The sequence below is a fragment of the Tigheibacillus halophilus genome, from assembly GCF_042683165.1.
Classification (GTDB): Bacteria; Bacillota; Bacilli; order Bacillales; family Amphibacillaceae; genus Tigheibacillus; species Tigheibacillus halophilus.
Genome location: NZ_JBHUIZ010000015.1, coordinates 1 through 20,567 on the forward strand (window position 1 = coordinate 1; position 20,567 = coordinate 20,567).

General features: G+C 40.8%; 19 protein-coding genes. 15 read left to right on the plus strand and 4 right to left on the minus strand.

The window, feature by feature from the left end; translation table 11 throughout:
* Nucleotides 1-53 precede the first annotated feature (53 nt).
* From ACFSMW_RS15890 to ACFSMW_RS15900, 3 genes are all read right to left on the minus strand, one after another.
* Nucleotides 54-329: an IS3 family transposase gene (locus ACFSMW_RS15890; RefSeq protein WP_390357663.1), complete on the minus strand. Its 276-nt coding sequence runs from the start codon at nt 327-329 to the stop codon at nt 54-56.
* Nucleotides 330-532: 203 nt separating this feature from the next.
* Nucleotides 533-844: a helix-turn-helix domain-containing protein gene (locus tag ACFSMW_RS15895; RefSeq protein ID WP_390357282.1), complete on the minus strand. Its 312-nt coding sequence runs from the start codon at nt 842-844 to the stop codon at nt 533-535.
* A gap of 621 nt (nt 845-1,465) precedes the next feature.
* Nucleotides 1,466-3,910: a YheC/YheD family protein gene (locus ACFSMW_RS15900; protein ID WP_390357283.1), complete on the minus strand. Its 2,445-nt coding sequence runs from the start codon at nt 3,908-3,910 to the stop codon at nt 1,466-1,468.
* A gap of 243 nt (nt 3,911-4,153) precedes the next feature.
* Between ACFSMW_RS15900 and ACFSMW_RS15905 the strand changes: the two genes are divergently transcribed.
* From ACFSMW_RS15905 to ACFSMW_RS15930, 6 genes are all read left to right on the plus strand, one after another.
* Nucleotides 4,154-5,017, plus strand: coding sequence for an ROK family protein (locus tag ACFSMW_RS15905; protein ID WP_390357284.1), 864 nt, complete (start codon nt 4,154-4,156; stop codon nt 5,015-5,017).
* A gap of 196 nt (nt 5,018-5,213) precedes the next feature.
* Nucleotides 5,214-5,525, plus strand: coding sequence for a PTS sugar transporter subunit IIB (locus ACFSMW_RS15910; RefSeq protein WP_390357285.1), 312 nt, complete (start codon nt 5,214-5,216; stop codon nt 5,523-5,525).
* Between the two features lie 32 nt (nt 5,526-5,557).
* Nucleotides 5,558-6,886, plus strand: a complete 1,329-nt coding sequence (gene celB, locus ACFSMW_RS15915) for a PTS cellobiose transporter subunit IIC (RefSeq protein WP_390357286.1) — start codon at nt 5,558-5,560, stop codon at nt 6,884-6,886.
* A 112-nt stretch (nt 6,887-6,998) separates the two neighbouring features.
* Entirely contained in the window at nt 6,999-7,304 is a 306-nt protein-coding gene (locus ACFSMW_RS15920) for a PTS sugar transporter subunit IIA (protein WP_390357287.1), read from the plus strand.
* A gap of 74 nt (nt 7,305-7,378) precedes the next feature.
* On the plus strand, nt 7,379-8,767 hold the full coding sequence (locus tag ACFSMW_RS15925) for a glycoside hydrolase family 1 protein (RefSeq protein WP_390357288.1): 1,389 nt from the start codon (nt 7,379-7,381) through the stop codon (nt 8,765-8,767).
* 165 nt (nt 8,768-8,932) lie between these two features.
* Complete coding sequence (locus ACFSMW_RS15930; protein WP_390357289.1) at nt 8,933-10,867, plus strand: BglG family transcription antiterminator; 1,935 nt, start codon at nt 8,933-8,935, stop codon at nt 10,865-10,867.
* A gap of 534 nt (nt 10,868-11,401) precedes the next feature.
* Here the strand turns inward: ACFSMW_RS15930 and ACFSMW_RS15935 are convergent.
* Nucleotides 11,402-11,533 (minus strand): Uma2 family endonuclease, encoded by a 132-nt coding sequence (locus ACFSMW_RS15935; protein ID WP_390357664.1) that lies wholly within the window; start codon nt 11,531-11,533, stop codon nt 11,402-11,404.
* 91 nt (nt 11,534-11,624) lie between these two features.
* Here ACFSMW_RS15935 and ACFSMW_RS15940 point away from each other — a divergent pair, with 91 nt between their 5' ends.
* The 9 genes from ACFSMW_RS15940 to ACFSMW_RS15980 all read left to right on the plus strand — a co-directional run bounded on the left by ACFSMW_RS15940 (nt 11,625) and on the right by ACFSMW_RS15980 (nt 20,449).
* Complete coding sequence (locus tag ACFSMW_RS15940) at nt 11,625-12,140, plus strand: hypothetical protein (RefSeq protein ID WP_390357290.1); 516 nt, start codon at nt 11,625-11,627, stop codon at nt 12,138-12,140.
* 15 nt (nt 12,141-12,155) lie between these two features.
* Nucleotides 12,156-12,749, plus strand: a complete 594-nt coding sequence (locus tag ACFSMW_RS15945) for a hypothetical protein (protein ID WP_390357291.1) — start codon at nt 12,156-12,158, stop codon at nt 12,747-12,749.
* A 482-nt stretch (nt 12,750-13,231) separates the two neighbouring features.
* Nucleotides 13,232-14,218 carry a sugar-binding protein gene (locus ACFSMW_RS15950; protein WP_390357292.1) on the plus strand — a complete coding sequence of 329 codons (987 nt, stop codon included), beginning with the start codon at nt 13,232-13,234 and terminating at the stop codon, nt 14,216-14,218.
* A gap of 31 nt (nt 14,219-14,249) precedes the next feature.
* Nucleotides 14,250-15,689 (plus strand): sensor histidine kinase, encoded by a 1,440-nt coding sequence (locus tag ACFSMW_RS15955; protein ID WP_390357293.1) that lies wholly within the window; start codon nt 14,250-14,252, stop codon nt 15,687-15,689.
* A gap of 2 nt (nt 15,690-15,691) precedes the next feature.
* Nucleotides 15,692-17,101, plus strand: coding sequence for a response regulator transcription factor (locus tag ACFSMW_RS15960; protein WP_390357294.1), 1,410 nt, complete (start codon nt 15,692-15,694; stop codon nt 17,099-17,101).
* Between the two features lie 167 nt (nt 17,102-17,268).
* A complete protein-coding gene (locus ACFSMW_RS15965; protein ID WP_390357295.1) occupies nt 17,269-18,123 on the plus strand; it encodes a GNAT family N-acetyltransferase in 855 nt (284 codons plus the stop codon).
* A gap of 368 nt (nt 18,124-18,491) precedes the next feature.
* Nucleotides 18,492-18,824 carry a hypothetical protein gene (locus tag ACFSMW_RS15970; RefSeq protein WP_390357296.1) on the plus strand — a complete coding sequence of 111 codons (333 nt, stop codon included), beginning with the start codon at nt 18,492-18,494 and terminating at the stop codon, nt 18,822-18,824.
* 184 nt (nt 18,825-19,008) lie between these two features.
* Nucleotides 19,009-19,506 carry a DUF402 domain-containing protein gene (locus tag ACFSMW_RS15975; protein ID WP_390357297.1) on the plus strand — a complete coding sequence of 166 codons (498 nt, stop codon included), beginning with the start codon at nt 19,009-19,011 and terminating at the stop codon, nt 19,504-19,506.
* Nucleotides 19,507-19,624: 118 nt separating this feature from the next.
* Nucleotides 19,625-20,449, plus strand: coding sequence for an alpha/beta fold hydrolase (locus tag ACFSMW_RS15980; protein WP_390357665.1), 825 nt, complete (start codon nt 19,625-19,627; stop codon nt 20,447-20,449).
* Nucleotides 20,450-20,567 lie beyond the last annotated feature (118 nt).

Sequence of the window (20,567 nt, forward strand, 5' to 3'; positions counted from 1 at the left end):
AATAAAAAACTGAACTGCGAAGTAAGAGCCGTACGCACTCTCACTTACACAGTTCAGTTTACATTCCCGCGAAATAAACGGTTTTTCGCCACTTTTCCAACGTTTCCCTTATAGGAATTGTATTTACGAGATATCCGCATAAACTTTACACCTTTCAATCCTGTTTCTCGCATAAGTCGATACACTTTTTTATGGTTAACACAATGCCCTAGTTTCTTTGATTCCTTCGTGGTGCGTTTACAACCATATCGTTCATGAAACTTCTTAAACAGCTCGGTAATGGGTTCTTTTAGTTCTGTGTCCGGATCTTCTTTCTCAAAGTTCTTTATATGTTAGTGATAGGTTGCTTCAGGTATACCGCCAACTAAAAAAATTATCTCTTAATCGAAATCCTTCTTTTTTGAGTTTGGATGCCATTTCTGCTTGTGCTTTTCCTGAAAGGTATTCGGGTCTTCCCGAAAAGCTTTCAACTTTTTTAGATATGTATTTTTTAGCCTTAGTAGTTCATTCTCTCGTTCTAATTCTTCTTGCGTCAGCTTTTTCTTTTCGTTTTTCTTTTTGATTGGTTTTGAGACATAGAAGGTCGCCCCTTGTGTTTTGGATGCAGGCCTTCTTCCCCTTGTTCATCAAATGTTTTCATCCAACGGTGAATTAACGAGGAATTATTTAATCTAAATTGTTCAGCAGTTTCCTGATAAGAAGCACCTGTTTCTAACATAAAGTGTAACGTATCTAATTTAAATTGAACAGAATAGGCCACCTTCACTTTTCTTCGTTTTAAGCCCTCCACTCCTTGTGTATTATAGGCTCTTATCCAATCTCGTAAAGGGGTTTTAGAGGGCATATTGGATTTCTCCGCTAATAATTTATAACCAAGATTTCCATACAAATACAAATACTCGGTAACAAGTTTTACTTTTAAATTCCTCGCTATATTTAGCCATAAAAAACACCCCAAAAAGTTAGATTTTTCACTAAACCTTTCGGGGTCGGTACCAATTCTCCGGGTTCTTTTTTTATCATACGTGAAAGAGATAAATTGGGCCTATGAAACATAAAAAAGTTAAATCAGAGAGACAGAAGTTTTGGCCCTCAAGTTCCTTTTAATTAACGATGAATTGTAATTATATAGAATTTTTTAATAGGTTGCGAAGTAAATATATATTCTCCTAGAAAATTCTGGCTTGGATAACGAAAATCATAAAATAATATGCGTCTATTAAATATGATCTGTCTCTAAAAAAATTAATAAGTTTAAAAATCATTTACTGTATTCTGCAAGTGATTTAACATAAAAATGTCTTGTGGAACATTAATCGCCCTTAGAGGTTGTTTTGGTTGTGGGCGAAATAATTATGTTGCATACAAATTCATACATCATACAGATAATTGTAAATAAAATCCTATTTGAACCTCTTATCTGGAGATTCAAATAGGATTTTTGATAATGGTAAGATATATTTATTCAATTTACTAAAGTGCGGCAGTAATCAAGCACCGCCTCTGCCATTACCTCCTCCTCATGAAAATTACTAGGGCTATCTGGATTAATTTCAATTATGCTTATTTGACTATTACAATCAAGCAAAAAGATTATAGTCAATTCATTAATAAATTCTGTTGTGTTTTTTTCAACCATGCCAGGAACATACTGATAAAGTTCTTCTCGGCGCGCTTCAAACTCATTAACCTTATCAGTACTAAATTTATGTTTTAATACATCCGATGGATTTTGATTGACATTCTTATTATCTTGATTAGTGCTATTGACGTACTCGCTGACAACTATCCATTGCCCCAAACTATTCTTCATCATATGTGTATGAATTTCTACTCCAAGATCTGTAATAGGGTATTGCTGGATAATAAATGAATCATCTTTCAATAATTGCTTTAAAAAATGCTGAAAAGCAATCCGGTTATACTTCTTTTCCTTTTGCTCAGTTGCAACGATGAACTCTCCTGAAGAGTTTGGTATAAACTTATAGCCATTGCAAGGATATGATGCTTTATTTTGATTTAATAATGATGTACCATGGTTTTCAATGAATTTTGTAACATCTCTCGGCTTGGTAACCTGCATATAAGGCACAAGTAGGCTTTTTAATCTCTTGTTTTCTCCCCATTTATTGAAAAGCTCAACACGTGTATAGGTATGAGCAGGCCATTCATTTGTAAATGGAATATCAGCAAATTCATCGTAAATCAATTCCATATTTGCATTACCCCTTTGTTTTAAACGGTCGAAAATGACATCTGGATATGCTGTTATATGAGGAATCCATTCACCATTTTGAAAAAAATACCCTCGAATCAACATTTCGTCAAAATCAATATCTGTCGGTGAGAACGAGAATAAATGCATATTGGCTTTTTCTGCAGCTTGGGTACTTGCAATTGCCAGTGAATCAAACGTATTCTTCCCTACAAGCATGCCTAGCAAGGGCTTGCTACTACTCTCATGTATTGTTATATTGCTTTTTTTAGCTTGAAACTGACCAGGGTTGTTTATCCTCGCGGGATCTGTATGAAAAATGCCATTTTCTGCAATATATTTAGCGTAAGCTATTGTATTTACGGCTCTTTTTTGTTCGTGGTATGCGGTTTGTGGCCCATTGTTAGCTTCATGCATCCAATACTTGCCCTGGTCATCTATGGCTAAATCTATTCCTAGTTCATCAAGTGCTAACCCATATAGCTTATCTAGATGACGCGCAATTTCTAAAGAAAGGCCTAAGATGTTTGTTTCGTGAGTACTTCCAATGCTTTCTCCATACTCATTCATGAGAAAATCATGAAAATCTTCCACTCTGCCATCTGTGACAACATTACTTAGATTACTTTTCTTACTGCCGATACGTGGATAAATATGTGTCAGAGTCCAACGTCCTTTTCCGTCTTTTTGAACATGAGCCCGAAAATGATATGGCTCATCCTGCTTAGTACGGGTATGAATATATCGCTGCATAATAAAGCTTCCTTTTTCTCTCAAAATAACAGCTTGTAACCACTGATTAAAGGCTTCATGATTCATGATCTTCTCTTTTTTATGTGTCGATATGATATACCGACTGCCTTTTTTTGTCACAAAGTAAATGTTTTCTCCACGATTAGATAGCAGGTATTTAAATACAACTTTATTATTTTTGTCCAAAAAGTCATAGACATTCTTTTCATTCTTGCATACAAGGAAAGGAACAAGTAAATCAGTATATTTTCTGTATTCAGCCATCTTTTTAGGCAGCGTGTATTTATTTCCGACATGAAAACTAGTAAATGGGATTAATTTTCTCAGTTTTCTATCTGTCTGCGTACGTTTTCCTGCCCCAACATTATTAATTACATCAGGGAATGGAGATTTAACATGTTCCCATTTCCCATTGACCCATACTTTAGCGTCAATTTCCTCTTTATCAAAATTCACATCGTTTGAAGTGAAAAATAATAATCTAGCATGCTGACGCTCACTCTCCTTAACCATAGCATTCACACGTTCTTCTGGATAAAAATCAAGAGGATTGTAGAATGAATGGAACACTCCGATAGAGCGAATTTCATTCGGCTTTATTGGTGCTAGTTCATGCCTGATTATTGTCTCTATTCGTTTCAACTTTGGCATGAACGCGAATTGCACAATCTCATTAATTTTTATGAAATTACCTTTTTCGAAATGCCTGCTAATCATCAATAGGTATTCTTCTACATCTGTTATTGCTTTCGTAAGATCAACAGAAGCAATAGTTTTTGTAAACTGACTTACCGCCTCAAAACCCTCCACAATAGAAGTAAGGATAAAGATGCTCTGATTAACTTCCTTTTCTTTGACAAGGTTATGGAAGTGTTCTGTTGCCTCCAATAATGTTTTGATGAGGTTATGAGACTGCACTAATTGTTTATTATCAACGGACATAATACTGCTCCTATCAAGTGAAATTGTATATTAGCCTAGAAAGCCCTATTGATAATATCGGTTTAACAGTTGGTGTTGTGAAGTAAAGAAGAATTTGTTAATTCTTTGTATAGCTTAGAATAAATGGCTTATTCGTAAAGATGCTAAAAACATTTTGATTTACTTGAAACTTTGTCAATTCACCAACACCCCCACATATCTGCTATAATAAACCTAAACCCCACCACCAAAGGAGGCACTCTCATGAACATCGGCGCTATTGAGGCTGGCGGCACAAAATTCGTTTGTGCGGTCGCAGATGAATCCGGAAAAATTACAGCAAAAACAACATTTCCAACAGAGGATCCTGAAACAACTTTTCAAAACGTACAGCGTTTTTTCGGCGACCATCAAATACATGCACTTGGCATTGGCAGTTTCGGTCCGGTTGACTTAGATAAAAGCAGCAATACATATGGCAGTATCCTCAACACACCAAAAACAAAATGGAAAAACTATGATGTGCTCGGGCGATTAAAGAAAGATTTGCAGATTCCTATCTTTATAGATACAGACGTCAACGCTGCGGCATTGGCAGAATACCAGTATGGTGCTGGGAGAGATGTCAGCAGCTGCATGTACATTACAGTTGGGACAGGCATCGGGGCAGGTTTTGTCCAAAATGGAAAAACATATATTGGAAAGAGCCATCCGGAAATGGGGCATATTCTTGTCAGACAACACGCATCTGACCAGTTTGCTGGCAACTGTCCATACCATGGTAATTGTCTGGAAGGGTTGGCATCAGGTCCTGCTATCGAAAAACGTTATGGCAAAAAAGGAATAGAACTAGCGGATGCGCAGCATGTCTGGGAGCTGGAGGCATTTTATCTGGCGCAGGCGATCATGAACTATTTCCTAATATTGTCACCGGAGCGAGTGATCCTCGGAGGCGGCGTGATGAAGCAGGGGCAGCTATATCCGCTTGTAAGGAAAAAATTCCTTGAACTGGTCAATGATTATGTGGCTGTGGATGATATGGAAACGTTCATCGTCGCACCCGAACTCGATGACGAACAAGGCATAAGGGGAGCAATGGAACTGGTTCGTTCGGCGGATAACGTATGATTCATTAAAGCAAGTGGCTGAATTTCATACTGGGATGTGAATAGGATAGCACTCTAAGTGAGCCAGGGGATTTGTTCCTCTGGCTTTTCTTGAAGCATTTCCGCCTTATGAAGGAAAAAAGATATGTGTAGTTGTAAGCGCTTTTAATCTACAATGACAGTGTAAGGAAGTTAAACGATGGAGGGGGGAATAATCCGTGAAACGGATTTTATTAGCATGTTCATCAGGTATGTCAACAAGCCTGCTGGTTTCAAAAATGAAAGAAACAGCCAAAGAAAGAGGCATCGAAACGGAGATATGGGCGGTAGCACAGGATAAGGCAATGCAGGATATGAAGAGGGCTGATGTGTTGTTGATTGGGCCGCAAATGCGTTTCATGAAAAAGAAGCTCGGAAAAGCTGCCGAAGAAGCAGGCATCCCGCTGGATGTCATCGATCCTGTCGCATATGGACGAATCGATGGACAGGCGGTTTTGAATAAGGCTTTGGAATTGATAGACGGAAAATGATAGAGAAAAAAGGATAATTGGGGGGAACCACAATGAATAAGTTCATGGAGGTTTTAGAAAATATTCTGATGCCGGTTGCGGACAAATTGAATAACAACCGGTACCTGACAGCATTGCGCGATGGCTTCATGGTTGCTTTGCCACTGATTATTTTCGGTTCCATCTTCGTCGTTATCGCTAATTTCCCATTTTTGGACAAGATCATCAGCAAGGGAGCATTTGAAACCTATCAACAGATGCTTGGCCCTGCTTCAGATGCGACGCTTAGTATTATGGGACTGTTTGTGATCATGGGGATTGGTTACAAATTGACACAGCATTATGGCTTGGAAGCGGTATACGGCGGTGCAGTGGCGATTGCTTCATTCCTCATTTTGACACCGCAGACATTGGAAAATGCGACGGGTGTCATCCCGACGGAAGTGCTTGGGGCTAAGGGCATGTTCCTGGGAATATTCACTGCTTTCATTTCAGCGGAATTATATCGATTCTTTGTACAAAAAAATTGGATCATCAAGATGCCTCCAGGTGTTCCTGATGCGGTATCTAAATCGTTCAGTGCGCTGATACCGATCACGTTCACATTAGGTGCATTCCTAATCGTTCGGATCATCTTCGGCTTTACATCTTTCGATACGGTGCAAAACTTCATTTATACGATCATTCAACAGCCATTGACACATCTTGGCAGCGGTTTGACTGCAACAATTATCGCTGTATTGCTTATTCAGATATTCTGGTTTTTCGGATTGCATGGCCAAATCATCGTCAATTCGGTATTCGACCCGATTTGGTACGCGTTGAATGATGAAAATCTGCAAGCGTTCAAAGCTGGTGCTGGAGAGCTTCCGAATGTCGTCACCAAACAGTTTGTCGATTCATTTTTAGTTGGGATGGGCGGCTCGGGTATGACATTAGCTGTCGTCATTCTGATATTCATTATCGGAAAAAGCAGGCAAACAAAAGAGTTAGGCAAACTCGGGGGACCAGCAGGTATTTTCAATGTGAACGAACCGATCATTTTCGGGCTGCCGATTATCATGAATCCATTGATATTGATTCCTTGGCTGGTTGCGCCGGTAGTTGTGACGCTGACGACGTATTTCTCGATGTCCTGGGGATTGGTACCAAGACCGGCAGGGATTATCGTGCCGTGGACAACACCAGTTATCCTGAATGGGTTCCTTGCAACTGGGAATGCGTGGCAGGGTGCGGTACTGCAAGCCTTCAATCTTGGACTCGTTGTTTGTATCTGGTGGCCTTTCCTGAAATTATTGGACAAAAACTACTATGAAACAGAACGGGAAGATAAAACGAATGAAGTGAAAGCGAATCAGGAAAAACATCAGGTTCTTGGATGAACATCAAGCGGTTTGTTTACAAACTGGCAATACAGCTATTTTGAAAATTGCTGGCCATGCACAGTACAGCGCTTGACTGAACCAATTAGACGAAGCACAGAGGTGACTGGATATGGAACGTACAACAGAGATAGCTTTTCAAATCATTTTATATGCAGGCAACGGAAAATCGAACGCAATGGAAGCTATTCAGGCGGCAAAAGAAGATGATTTTGAGGAAGCGGATCGATTGATCGAGGCGGCTGGAGAAGAGCTGAGCAAAGCACATGGTTTTCAAACACAGTTGCTTCAAGAAGAAGCAAACGGCCAGGAGGCTTCTGTCAACGTTATGCTGGTTCATTCCCAGGACCATTTGATGACATCCATGACAGTCAGGGACCTTGCTGTCGAAATCATTGAAATCTATCGCCATAAATAAACAGGTGAACAAGGGACTGGTATGTGGATAGCCAGCTCTGCTTAAGTATCTATCAGCATATGGGAGGTATGTATATGTCTATGGAATATAAGTTTCCGGAAGGCTTCTGGTGGGGCAGTGCGACTTCAGCTACACAAATAGAAGGTGCCGCTAATGAGGGAGGAAAAGGGGAAAATATTTGGGATCATTGGTTTCAGACAGAACCGAATCGCTTTTTCGAAAATGTGGGGCCCGAAACGACGTCTGATTTTTATCATTGGTATAAAACAGATATACAGCTCATGAAGGAAATCGGCCATAATTCTTTTCGTATGTCCATCTCCTGGTCGCGGCTGATTCCGGGGGGACGCGGTGAGGTCAACCAGGAAGCGGTTTCCTTTTATAATCGTGTCATTGATGAACTTATCGCCAATGATATCGAGCCGTTCGTGAATCTATTTCACTTTGATATGCCATTGGCGCTGCAAAAAGAGGGGGGCTGGGAAAATCGTGAAGTGACAGATGCTTTTGAAGTATATGCTCAGGAAGCTTTTCGTTTATTTGGTGATCGTGTGAAAAAATGGTTCACTTTTAATGAGCCGATTGTTCCGGTAGAGGGAGGGTATTTGTACGACTTCCACTATCCGAATGTGGTGGATGGCAAAAGAGCTGCACAAGTCGCATATCATACGATGATCGCCCATGCAAAAGCGGTGCGAGCATTTAGAAAGAGTCAAGCGAAGGACGGCACTGTCGGCATCATTTTGAACCTCACTCCTTCTTATCCGAGGAGCCAGCATCCCGCAGATCTCAAGGCGGCCAGAATCGCTGATCTTTTTTTCAATCGCAGTTTCCTGGATCCAGCCGTCCTGGGATACTATCCCCAGGAATTGGCAGAGCTTCTTCGGGAACATGGACAATTGCCTGAAACAAAGCAATCAGACAAGGCACTGCTGGAATCCGGGAAAGTGGACATGCTCGGCGTCAATTACTATCAGCCCAGACGTGTCAAAGCGAAGGAGCATATGCCGAACCTGCATGGTCCATTCATGCCGGACTGGTTCTTTGATAACTATGAGATGCCTGGAAGGAAAATGAATCCATATCGTGGCTGGGAAATCTATGAAAAAGGTATGTATGATATCATGATGAACTTAAAAAAGAACTATCATAATATCCCTTCCTTCATTTCGGAAAATGGCATGGGTGTACAGGATGAAGCCAGATTTGCGGTAGACGGGGAAATCCAGGATGATTATCGGATAGATTTTATCCAGGAACATTTAAAATGGCTGCATCAAGCTATAGAAGAGGGCTGCAATGCCAAGGGATATCATTTATGGACCTTTATGGACAACTGGTCATGGATGAATGCCTATAAAAATCGCTATGGATTTTTATCAGTGGATTTGGATACACAGGAACGAACGATGAAAAAAAGTGCCCATTGGTTCAGTGTAGTATCCAAAAACAACGGATTTTAAGCTGTGGCGGGTTGTCTGCTGTGTTGGTATGAATCTTACGTGCAGCCAGATATGAACGGAAGCGCTGCAAAAAGTTCTGATCCGATTGGTCAGGACTTTTTGCACGATGTATTTCGCTTACTGCATCAAAACAAGAAATCTATCTGCTAAAAAAGGATGATAGATATGTTGAACACTAGATTGCAAACAATTTTACGGCTTTTAATGGGGGCAGAGCAGCCACTGACAGGTGACTACCTTGCCAATCAAACGGAAGTGACTGCCCGCACGACAAGACAGGATATTAAAAACCTGGCTGCACTGCTCGACGGCCATGGTGCTGTGATTCAATCCATCATGGGCAAAGGCTATATACTTGAAATCACCGAGCAGGATAAATTCCGTACTTATCTGCAATCCTGTATTGGTGAAGAGGACACGGGTGATGAAAAAATACCCGCTTCTCCGGAAGAACGGGTAGCCTATATGATGAAACGACTGCTGCTATCCGACTCATTTATCAAATTGGATGATGTAGCTGATGAAATGTATATCAGCAGATCTACCGTACAAAATGACTTGAAGCAAGTGAAACAAATCTTAAGCGATTATGATATTCAGCTGCAAACCCGTCCGAATCATGGTTTGAAAGTGGCTGGAAGTGAAATGAAATTGCGCTTTTGCATTGCGGAACATGTTTTTGACCGTGATACTTCTCCTGGAAATCATGTGGCAAATTTGCCGTTGCTGCCCCAAAAAGAGCTAAAGATCATTCAGGCGATCATCCTTAGACAAATCAAGGAGAACCACATTACTCTATCAGATATTGCCGTGCATAATTTGCTGATCCATATTGCCATTGCATGCAAACGGATCAGGAGCGGGTATCATGTATCTCTGGTGAAAACGGATATACAGGAAGTGGCAGGACAGATTGAGTACGGGGTCGCCGAGCGAATTGTCAGCGAAGTGGAAGGTATGTTGGATGTGCAGTTTCCGCAGACAGAAACAGCCTATGTCGCCATTCACCTGATGGGGACAAAAATGCTCAGACAAAACGGCGATAGTGAAAAAGTGGTTGCACATATCATCGATGAGGAATTATTGCAGCTGATCCATATTGCCTTGAAAAAAATAAACGAGGAGATGCATATGGATCTGCTGGATGATGATGAGCTGACCATTGGACTGGGGCTGCACCTGAAACCTGCCAGGAATCGCTATAAATATGGCATGAATGTCCGGAACCCTATGCTTTCCGAGATCAAGCGTAATTATCCGCTCGCATTTGAAGCGGGTGTCATTTTCGGGCTTGCTTTTGAAGATGTGACAGGCATCAAAATCGATGAAAACGAAGTGGGATACCTGGCGCTTCATATAGGTGCAGCGATAGAAAGGAAGAAAATGAAATCCGGACCGAAAAGGTGCCTGATTGTTTGCGCATCAGGACGCGGTACATCCCAACTCATTTACTATAAATTGAAAAATCATTTTGGGAAAAATTTGGATGTAGCGGGCACGACAGAATATTATAATCTGAACCACCATGATTTACACAGCTTCGACTTTGTTGTCAGCTCCATTCCGATAGCGGAATCACTGCCTGTTCCAGTCATTGAAGTGAACGCGATTGTGGACGATCAGGATTTGAAAAAAATTGAAAGCCAGATTCTCGGCACCTCCGGAAGAATGGAAAACTATTTTAAAGCGGACGTCATGTTCTTGCAAATGAACTTCACGACAAAAGATGCAGTACTGGAATTCATGTATAACAAACTACTGAAAGAAGGACTGGTGGAGCCGACTTTGCTTGATGCGATAAAGGAGCGGGAAAATATCGCTCCGACAGCTTTTGGCAACCTGGTGGCGATTCCACACCCAGTCACACCACAATCAAATGAAACATTTTTAAGTGTCTGCACACTGAAAAAGCCGATTATGTGGCAGGACAAGCCGGTCCAATTTATCTGCCTGCTTTGTGTGAAGAAAGATAGCCAGGAAGATTTACAAGCAATGTATGACCTGCTTGGAAAAGTCATCGAAAGCAGCACAGTTGTCCAAAAACTCATCAATGCCAAAACATACACCGCATTCATGAACATACTACTCACCGACACGTAAAGTCAGGGGGCCAGACTCCCCTGGCTTTTTTTGAAGGTAGGGAAAGTAAAAGATTTGCAGTTTATCTGTCTTGCTCTGTCGCCTGGTCCTTGAGGTCTTAGGCAGCTGCCTTACGTGACAAAAATGCCCATCCAAGGGCTGAAGCTTCTCGGGGCTTGCCAAGATGCTTATGCATTTCTCGAAGCATTTCCGCCTTATGAAGAAAAAAGATTTATGCGGTTGTAAGTATTTTAATATAGAATGACAGTGTAAGGGGGTTAAACGATGGAGGGGGAATAACCCATGAAACGGGTTTTGTTAGCGCGTTCAACAGGGAAGATTTTTTAGACATAGAAAAGCTTCCCAAAGGTAAAACAGATTTTTAATTTAATCTGTCTACCTTAAAAGGGAGCATGTCTCTTTTTAAATCTTCTTTGCTATGAAAGGTATCTTTTGAATTAATTGTCAAATTTTTTAAAACACAGACCAAGATATATTCTTCCCTCGAACAAACAATCTTTAATTCCAAGACCCCATTTTCCAAAAGATACACTTTTACCAATTGGTTTGCTGGACCCACTTCCAATATTCTTTCACTCCGCCCTTTCCATATGCTTGTTTATCTATTCGGTCAATTGTAGCAGTTGACGGAGAAATGATTTCAATGATTAAATCTGGACAACCAATAACACTTTATTTTTGTCACAAACAGCAATTAAATCAAGGATAACCCAATTTCGAATATACTCATCTATCCACTTTTTCCGATAGTCTTCAAATGAATAAAGGAGCTGCAAAAGAATTGGGGTTAATGTCTTCTATGGTGTTCTCTACTGTAGTACATGCCGAAGAAAGAGCTGGCAACGATTTTTTGGTTAACCCAATGGCAAATGATATGACCGGATATGAGTATGTACACAAATCAACATCCAAAAGTAAAAAAACTGAGTTTATTCATGATGCGTCTAACCCAAGTAGTACAACTGATTCCGTATCATATTCCGTTTCTGTAACTCAGTCATCGTCTGCTAATGTAACAGCAAGTGCTACATTTAAAACGATGGTTGCGAAAGCAGGTGTTTCCACCCAAGTGGGTTTGGGTACCAGCAAGACAAAGAAAGTGACGATGACCTGGTCCATCCCAAAAAAATCCAAATACCGGCTACGTGCAGGAAGCCAATGGGTTAAAGAGTCAGGCACAGAGAAATACTGGAAAGCAGGAAAATTAGTTAGTTCAAAGACTGTAGCAGGGAATTGGACATTTGCAAGTTGGAGTGACAAAGTTAAACAGTAGAGGGTAGGATACCAAATGAAATATTACACAGTATTTATAATTGCTCTTTTTATTATTTTTACCCAAGGTTGTGACAGTTTAGATGCGGCGGATGCCAAAAAAGATAGACAAAGCAACAACTTACAAACAAAAATAGATACGAATGAAACAAGAAATTCGGGTGCTGGAATATCATTGGAGGAAAAGTTCACTCCACCAAACTTTATGATTAGAGATTTTTCAGTAACCCCAAAGAAAAAAACCTTGGACTTGGAAATTATTTATTTGATTAACGAACAGTTATACGCAACACTGGAACAAAATGTTAATTATTATTTTCAGGTTGCTTTGCCTGGAAAAATACAGCGTTTTACCGGAGCAGATAAAACTCAAATTGTGCAAGGTCAAAAGGTGGAAAAGAATAGACTCGACTACAGTGTGAAGGTTAAAGTGAAATTAAAAAAGCCGGTTGAGACGCAGCAAATGGAAGAAATTAGGGAAGATAGAGAAGGGTATCAACTATACATTTTGGATCAGGAAAAAGACCCAATCCACTTTTTTGACGATATTGAGTTGTTTTCAACTATGGGCCCATTGAAATCTAAGCACGAGGTTATTAAGTCGAAGTAACTCTTCCAAAATGGGGGGGGTTTTTTGTTCTCGCAGAAGGGCAAACTCCAGTGGGTGAAAGTTCCAAATATGAACTTGTAGCGGTAAGTATTCAGCCAGAAGCAAGGGTGTCCATCACGACGTGGAATCTGAATAAAGCTAAAGGAAAACCTTTGGTCTGACGAATAGAAATCATATAGAAGGTAACGCAAAGGACAAGACTGCAAAAGAAGTTAAAATCCAATAGCTGCAATAATTATACGATGGTATATGGCAGATAGATGGAGAGGAAGAGCTCGCACTGGTCTACACCAAAATTCAGCAGAGAATTATGAGGAAGTACATGCTTAAGATGAAATAGAACCGCCGAATACGAACCTCATATGTATGGTGGTGTTAGAGGAGGAAGACTGTTTTCCCTCTCCTACTTGGAGAACCATTGGCCCTGTCCTCATGCTTTTATGATAAAATGAAGATACATTAATTTTTCTGGTGGGGTCGCGATGAACAATGATTCGAAATTCACCTTGATTGTAATTGGCTGTGTCATTTTTTTCATCAGCTTGATCGGTATGATCATTTACGGCTATAAAACGTTTGCCATCTCACCGCTGGACCAGAAAGCGGAGAAGGACTACAGTCATCATTTTGCTTTGGTTGCGGAGGAAAATGAAAACGATTACTGGCGCCTGGTAAAAAAAGGAGCAGAGGAGTCGGCGGAGAAAAATCATGTCAATCTGGAGTATGTCGCACCGAAAAAAGCCGATAATGATGAGCTGAATCGGCTGCTGGACCGGATGATTGCTGCCAAAATGGACGGCATCATCGTGCAGGGAATCAAGGGGCAGCGTTTTAAAGATCTTGTACATAAATCCGTTGAACGAGACATTCCGATAGTGACCGTGGACACGGATGCAAAAGCAAGCGAGCGCAAGGCTTATGTCGGGACAAATAATATAGAAGCAGGTAAGCTGCTTGGCAAGTCTTTGCTCGAAAATACATCTGGTGAACAGTATGTCGGCATTATTACGGGACGCAACGAGGCTATCAATCAGCAAGAACGTATCCAGGGATTTCGTGAGATGGTGAAGGGGCATAAGCGGATCCATATCATCGCTATCCGCGAGTCGCATATCACGAAAAATGGTGCGACGATCGCATCCTACAAGTTATTGAAGCAATATCCGAAAATCAACGCATTTGTCGGAATGAGTGCGCTTGATGGCCCTGGCATTGTGGAAGGCGTCAAGGAAGTCGCTCCGTTTAAAAATACCTATGTGCTGGCGTTCGATACGTTGCCAGAAACAATGCAGTTAATGAAAGCGGGGAAAATTGATGCGACCGTCGCACAGTACCCAGAGCAGATGGGCAATGATGCGGTGGAGGTGCTGATTCGTTTGCAAGGCAAAGATTTGCTGGACAATCTCATTTATACGAAAACGAATATCATCACGAAAGAAGATGTGCAAAGGCAGGATAAGACACAGTGAACATGCTGGAAAAGAAGTGTGGTGAAAAGCGATGAAGACGATCCAGGGGAAGCTGCTTGTGTATTTTCTTGTGTTTGTCATGATGTTCGAATGGACAGCTATATTCATTTTTATCAGCTCCAATAAATTGACCAACACCTATCAAACCAGTATTCAACGGTTTTTAATATTGAACCGGATATCACAGCATACCAATCACCTTGCTGACGATGTGAAAGCGTTGGTCACCAATCATGGGATAGAAAATACCAGCACCTATTATCGCGATAAGCGAAAATTGGGGGATGCGCTGGAGCGTTTTTCTACCGAAATGAATGAAGGCAATCACAGTGAATTGCAAAACTATCGTCATCTATTGGAGACTTTTTTGCATGAGACAGAACTGACTGTCGGATTTGTCATATTGAATGATGTGGAACAGTATACATTCCATCTGGATGAAATGCGCAATGCCGCAGATTATATCCAGGAAGCGACACTGGAGCTGATTGACACGGAGCTGACAGCTTATCAGCCATTTTTTGAAAAGCTGAAGGAACGCAATGATTATTTTCTGATTTTTATCATATTTCTTTTTACGACGATGGGGTTGTTAGCTGTATTTTTTGCATTCTGGTTTTCTAAAGGAATCACCAATCCGTTACGTAATTTATCTGCCTCGGCAAAAGAAGTTGCTGCAGGGAAGTTTGATGGGGAGCCGGTAGAAATCACTTCGAAGGATGAATTGAAGCTGCTTGGGGATACGTTCAACAGCATGCGCAGCAATATTTTCGAGCTGGTCCAGGAAATCAGGGACCAATCCGAACTGGATCGCCTGGTCAAAGAAATGGAACTGAAGCAGCTGCAAAATCAGATCAATCCGCATTTTTTATTCAATACATTGAATACATTATCCAAAATGGCATATTTAGAAGATGCGAAAACGACTTCCAATTTGATCGATTCTGTAGCGACGTTGCTGCGTCACAGTCTCACAGATATAGAAAAGCATGCCACATTGCGTGCAGAAGCAGAAGTGGTAAAAGACTATTTTCTCATTCAAAAGACACGGTTCGCCGAAAGAGTCACCTTCCACTTGAAGGCAGATGAATCCTGTCTGGATGTCGCAGTTCCCAGGCTGACACTGCAGCCGCTTGTTGAAAATGCATTCATCCACGGCATTGAGGGCAGGGAAGAAGGAGGAACGATCGAGCTGCATATCGCAGGAAATGGGGATAGGGTTCTTGTAGAGGTGACAGACGATGGCGTAGGGATGACGGAGGAGAGACGCAGACAAATTCTATCATTGGCGAAGGAACCTGATAATCATACAGGTCATTCCACCGGAATCGGATTGACGAATGTGATTCGCAGACTGCAGCTTTTTTATCAGGAAGACAACATCGTCGAAATCATTTCTGGGGAAGATCAGGGAACGACCATCCGGCTGATGCTGCCAAGGCAGGCTCCAGAGGGTACAAAAGGGGGATGATTATGCGAATCATCATTGCTGAAGATGAGCTGTTGGAGAGAAAAGCGATGAAAAAATTCATTCATGATCGATTTTCCGACATGGAAGTCATCGCAGAAGCAGCAAACGGCAGAAAAGCGATCGCATTAGCTGCCGAAATGAAACCTGACTTGATCCTGATGGATATTAAGATGCCAGGAGTCAATGGTTTGGAAGCTATCGAAGCCATCCATACCGCCGATCCGGCTATCCAATTCATTTTGGTATCCGCTTATGATTCCTTCGCATATGCGAAGGAGGCTATGCGGTTTGGCATCAAAGATTATATTTTAAAACCCGGCAGGAAAGAGGAAATCATCCAAGCATTATTGCGGGTGGAAAAGGAAATCAAAGCTGACAGACAAAAAAGAAACGAAGAAAGGAAAACGGTGCAGCTCTTGAAACAACAGTTTATGGCTGATGTGATGCATCATCCTGTAACCGAGGAGGCAAAACGGCTGCAGCAGCAATTATTTCCCTCCTTCAAAAGCTGTACGTTCATCGTTGCAAAAAACGCAAATCAAGATACATTCGCTGCACATTTGCAGGGGATGGCTGGTGTGGATTGCATCATCAACAAGAAAGATGGTGTTGTCATCGCCTGCTTGATTGCACAGCATGTCCTGCAAAAAGCGGAAGTGTTGAAAATTGCCAGGTATTTGCAGCAGGGGGAAACATTTATCGGGCTTGGTGATATCTGCACGCACATCGATAAACTGCCAGATGCTTATCAGCTTGCGTATAGTGCTTGTCTCCAGCATGCAAGTCAACAGACAAGTGGTTATGGATTTCTACATAAAAAAACGTTGATGGAAGCAGATATGAACTGGAAAAGGGATGTTTTTACAGCAATTGAAAAAGGCCATAGCGAGCAGGCAGCGGATCTGTTGAAAAAATATTTACCCCATGCAGCAGCAGACGAATTGGAAGGGCTATATATCGATGTCATGAATCTGCTGCGATCGAAAAACATGGAGCTGGAGAGCGGGATGTTTTCTTTAGAACAGGCTGCGCGTGACTGGCAGGCTTTTACCAAGCTTTGTGCTATGAAAATGAATGGCTATTATCAATCCAAAAAATATGCCGCGCAAATTGAAAGGTACATCCGGGAGCATTTTCAGGAAAAAATCAGTTTGGATGAGGCTGCTGATGCGGTGGGGTTGAGCGCAAGCTATTTTTCCAATCTGTTCAAACAGGAATTCGGGATCAATTTCACGGATTACATCAACAGGCTGCGAATGGAAGCAGCCAAAACGATGATCGAGGAAAATAAGCTGTCTATCAAACAAATCAGTTATATGCTCGGATATAAGGATCCCAATTATTTCAGCCGCGTATTTAAAAAATATTTTGCGGAGTCGCCAAAATCATTTCAAAAAAGCATCTTAAAATAAAGAATCGTAAGGGCAGATGCAGCTTTGAAATAGAGGTTGATAATGAGTGCGGGAACGGGTGCCGAGGATTTATAGCATAGTTTATCAATCGGGTTGACGGGCGGATGGATCGTGGATGCTTGATTGGTACGATGAATCTTATTTGATTAGGAATGGAGATATTGAAAATGAAATTTAAAGTGTATGATCATGCGTATGAATTTGAAAGAAAGATAGAACAAATTTTATTGGAAAAAGAAGATGTATACAGCCTCTTTTTGGGAGTACTGCAAGCGATTAAAGCCGGTAAATATGAAAACCCATTTACTGCAACAATTGAGGAGGATGGCAAGGTATTAGCCCTATTCCAAATGACACCACCGCAACCGTTAAATCTTATTTTTGTCGATGAAACTCGTTTAGAGGAGCTCATAGATTTTTTCATAAAAAGTATGATTGAACTTGAAATTGACGTTCATTCAATCATCAGTTCGAAACCGTGGGCATACAAAGTTGCGTCGATGTGGGAAACGAAAACAGGTATGCCCCATCATCTACTCATGAAACAGGGGGTGTATCGATTAAATAAGGTAAATGAAACGCTTGAACACAGCCCCGGTGCTTGGCGCTATGCACAAGAAAGTGATTCGCCACTTATTGAGAAGTGGTTCAACTTATTTGAACGTGATGCCGGCATGCCGATTTCACCAATCGAACACGTGCAAAAACGTGTCGCATTGTTTCTAAAGGACCGAGAGATTTTTCTTTGGGAGGATAAAGGAAAGATTGTATCCATGATGAAGAAGTCACGTCCGACCAAAAATGGTGTAACGGTTAGTTTGGTTTTCACACCAAAGGAAGAGCGCAAAAAAGGATATGCACGGACGCTCGTTGCTTCGATTTCAAGGGAATTACTCAAGGACTATGCGTTTTGCGTACTGTATACAGATATGATGAATCCGACGTCGAATAAGATTTACAGGGAAATTGGTTATGAAAAGATCGCGGATTCGGTTCATCTGGGGTTTGATAAAAGTGAATGATTTTGTTTCGACAGTTTTTCAATTAAAGCACATTTTGATGATTGGGCGCGGTTCCAGAACAAACGTGTTCAAAAAAAGCTCTTGAGCGAAAAAACAGAATGTATGGAGGTTTTGTCGTGAGTAGATTAAGCGTAGGAGCGTCTATATTTACAGCCATATTTACGGGGATAACGGTTTTTTTATGCTTTTCTTTTTTTCCTGATAGCCATGTTATTATCAAGGCTCTTATCGCTGGATTATTGGCCTTGCTCGGACAATTAATTGGAGGCGAATTATTTCCAAAGATAAGTAGGACTGACTGAACCCGCTCAAAAGATAATTCCAGAAGTAGTTCAGGTGGTTGCATACGATCGGAGGGATGAGGTGAGATGTCAAAGACGTTGAAAGCATTAGCAATCATTGTTTTGCTAACTATTGTTGGATGTGGTTGTTCTAATTCAATAAACAGAAGTGTAGAGAAAACCAATGGCGGCAAAACGACAACCCACTTTTTCACAGGGACAATCAAGGAAATCAACGGTGACCATGCGCTTGTTCACGCTGAATTAGGAGGCGGAAAAGGGGATATCCTTGTAGACCTTTCCGTTAATAGCGATAAAACATTTCAAATCAGAGACGAGATAAAGGTAGCATATGACGGCACAATTAAAGAATCAAATCCTGCTCAAATTAATACGCTTACTGTTGATTTGGCTGATTGATGAGTGTTCCGTTATCGGATGTGATTGCTTAATAAGCGAGCGCGTCCATACCGTACAATCGGGTCATACTGTGGAATAAAGTATGAAGGCGGATGAACCACTGATTTCGGGGTTCAGGGCTTGATGTAGTGGTTCATAAGCCGGATGAATAGGATGTGTTCAACGGTACAAAAGGAGCATGAAGATGGCTGGTAATATCGTAAAGATTAAAGCTTTGAAGTATCCTAATCTTCCCCATTACGAATGGGAGGGCGAAATTCTTCAAATATCATCTGATTACGTGCTAGTAAAATCTAAACCGGGACGGCAATTGATCCACCACACGAAAAATGCTGTTTTTACAATAAATAATACATCTTTAGAGTATTTTTCATTGAAAGAGTGGTTTACGGCTGCAATGGAAATTGATGAGGGAAATATCGTATCTTATTATTGCAATGTGGCAAAGCCTTGTCTATTAAATAATAGTGTGCTTAGCTTCATTGACTTAGATTTGGATCTAGTGCGAAAAAAGAATGAGAACTGGAAAGTTGTCGATAATGAGGAATTTGAAACAAATAGTATTAAATATGGATATCCCCTTGAATTGAAAAAAGAGACAATAAAAGCATTGAAAAGATTGAAGGCCAGGGTAAGAAAAGGTGATTTTCCTTTTAATAGGCAAATAGCTAAATGGATGTAAGTCTTTCAACTAATTGTATAAATTTCCATCACAGAAGGAGAAATATTATGTCTGGATATATTACAGTTGAAAATAAGAATATTTATTATGAGGTTCATGGTGGGACTCATTTGCCTGTATTTTTGTATTTACATGGGGGCCAGGTGCAGGTTCTTATGATTTTATTGAACATCAAAGTCAACGACTTTCAAAGTTTATGAGAGTCATTGCAATCGATCAAAGAGGGGTACTTCGATCGGAACCTATTAAAGATGAGGAGTCATTCGGAATCTTTGATCTGATAAAGGACTGTGAAGCTATTCGAGAGCAATTGGATATCGAAAAATGGGGTATTATTGGCCACTCATTTGGTGGTTATTTAGCTGTACAATATCAATTGCATTATCCTGAAAGAGTGACGCAACTTCTTTTAGAATGCCCTATGTTTGATTTTGAAAGCAGCGCACGCTCACTTTTGATGGGCGCTATTCAGGAATACAAGAGACTGGGACAAGATAAAATGGCGGGAGAGTTTTTGGTTTCTACAAAAATAACTGATACTAAAAAGATTTGGTACAAATGTATAGAGGCTCTCCGTAACCTGGGCGATAATAAGGACAATTTATATGTCTATGGGGAGCAGAAACATTTTTTTGATCGTCTTGTTGAAGAGTCTGGACTTCCACAAGAAAACTGGGAACGAGCCGTGAACCATCAACAAAAGTTATATCAGGAAGGGAGCGTTTTTGAATCACTTCTTTCTAAACTTGATTCCATTCGCTGTCCAATGTTGTTGATGAAAGGCAAATATGACTGGGTAACTGCAGAAGATCAACTTGCTGTGTTCGCTAACAGTCAATCCAATCGTAAAATATCAATGTTTAACTACAGTGGGCATTTTCCCAGGTTTGAAGAACCTGAACTGTATGCCCAAATAATAAAAGATTTCTTAATCCAAACTTAAGTGATCGGGCAATTTAATTTAATTAATGGAATAACGTACATTTTTTATGGCCTCAAGCAATCAAAATTATAAAAGCTGATAAAAGGCACACAAATGAAATTGCAAAAGTGTGTGCCGA

Bases quoted from the DNA above. Each gene is read 5' to 3' on its own strand.
- ACFSMW_RS15895 (WP_390357282.1), bottom strand. From the start codon at position 844: ATGCCCTCTAAAACCCCTTTACGAGATTGGATAAGAGCCTATAATACA.
- ACFSMW_RS15900 (WP_390357283.1), bottom strand. From the start codon at position 3,910: ATGTCCGTTGATAATAAACAATTAGTGCAGTCTCATAACCTCATCAAA.
- ACFSMW_RS15905 (WP_390357284.1), top strand. From the start codon at position 4,154: ATGAACATCGGCGCTATTGAGGCTGGCGGCACAAAATTCGTTTGTGCG.
- celB (WP_390357286.1), top strand. From the start codon at position 5,558: ATGAATAAGTTCATGGAGGTTTTAGAAAATATTCTGATGCCGGTTGCG.
- ACFSMW_RS15920 (WP_390357287.1), top strand. From the start codon at position 6,999: ATGGAACGTACAACAGAGATAGCTTTTCAAATCATTTTATATGCAGGC.
- ACFSMW_RS15925 (WP_390357288.1), top strand. From the start codon at position 7,379: ATGTCTATGGAATATAAGTTTCCGGAAGGCTTCTGGTGGGGCAGTGCG.
- ACFSMW_RS15930 (WP_390357289.1), top strand. From the start codon at position 8,933: ATGTTGAACACTAGATTGCAAACAATTTTACGGCTTTTAATGGGGGCA.
- ACFSMW_RS15940 (WP_390357290.1), top strand. From the start codon at position 11,625: ATGAATAAAGGAGCTGCAAAAGAATTGGGGTTAATGTCTTCTATGGTG.
- ACFSMW_RS15945 (WP_390357291.1), top strand. From the start codon at position 12,156: ATGAAATATTACACAGTATTTATAATTGCTCTTTTTATTATTTTTACC.
- ACFSMW_RS15950 (WP_390357292.1), top strand. From the start codon at position 13,232: ATGAACAATGATTCGAAATTCACCTTGATTGTAATTGGCTGTGTCATT.
- ACFSMW_RS15955 (WP_390357293.1), top strand. From the start codon at position 14,250: ATGAAGACGATCCAGGGGAAGCTGCTTGTGTATTTTCTTGTGTTTGTC.
- ACFSMW_RS15960 (WP_390357294.1), top strand. From the start codon at position 15,692: ATGCGAATCATCATTGCTGAAGATGAGCTGTTGGAGAGAAAAGCGATG.
- ACFSMW_RS15965 (WP_390357295.1), top strand. From the start codon at position 17,269: ATGAAATTTAAAGTGTATGATCATGCGTATGAATTTGAAAGAAAGATA.
- ACFSMW_RS15970 (WP_390357296.1), top strand. From the start codon at position 18,492: ATGTCAAAGACGTTGAAAGCATTAGCAATCATTGTTTTGCTAACTATT.
- ACFSMW_RS15975 (WP_390357297.1), top strand. From the start codon at position 19,009: ATGGCTGGTAATATCGTAAAGATTAAAGCTTTGAAGTATCCTAATCTT.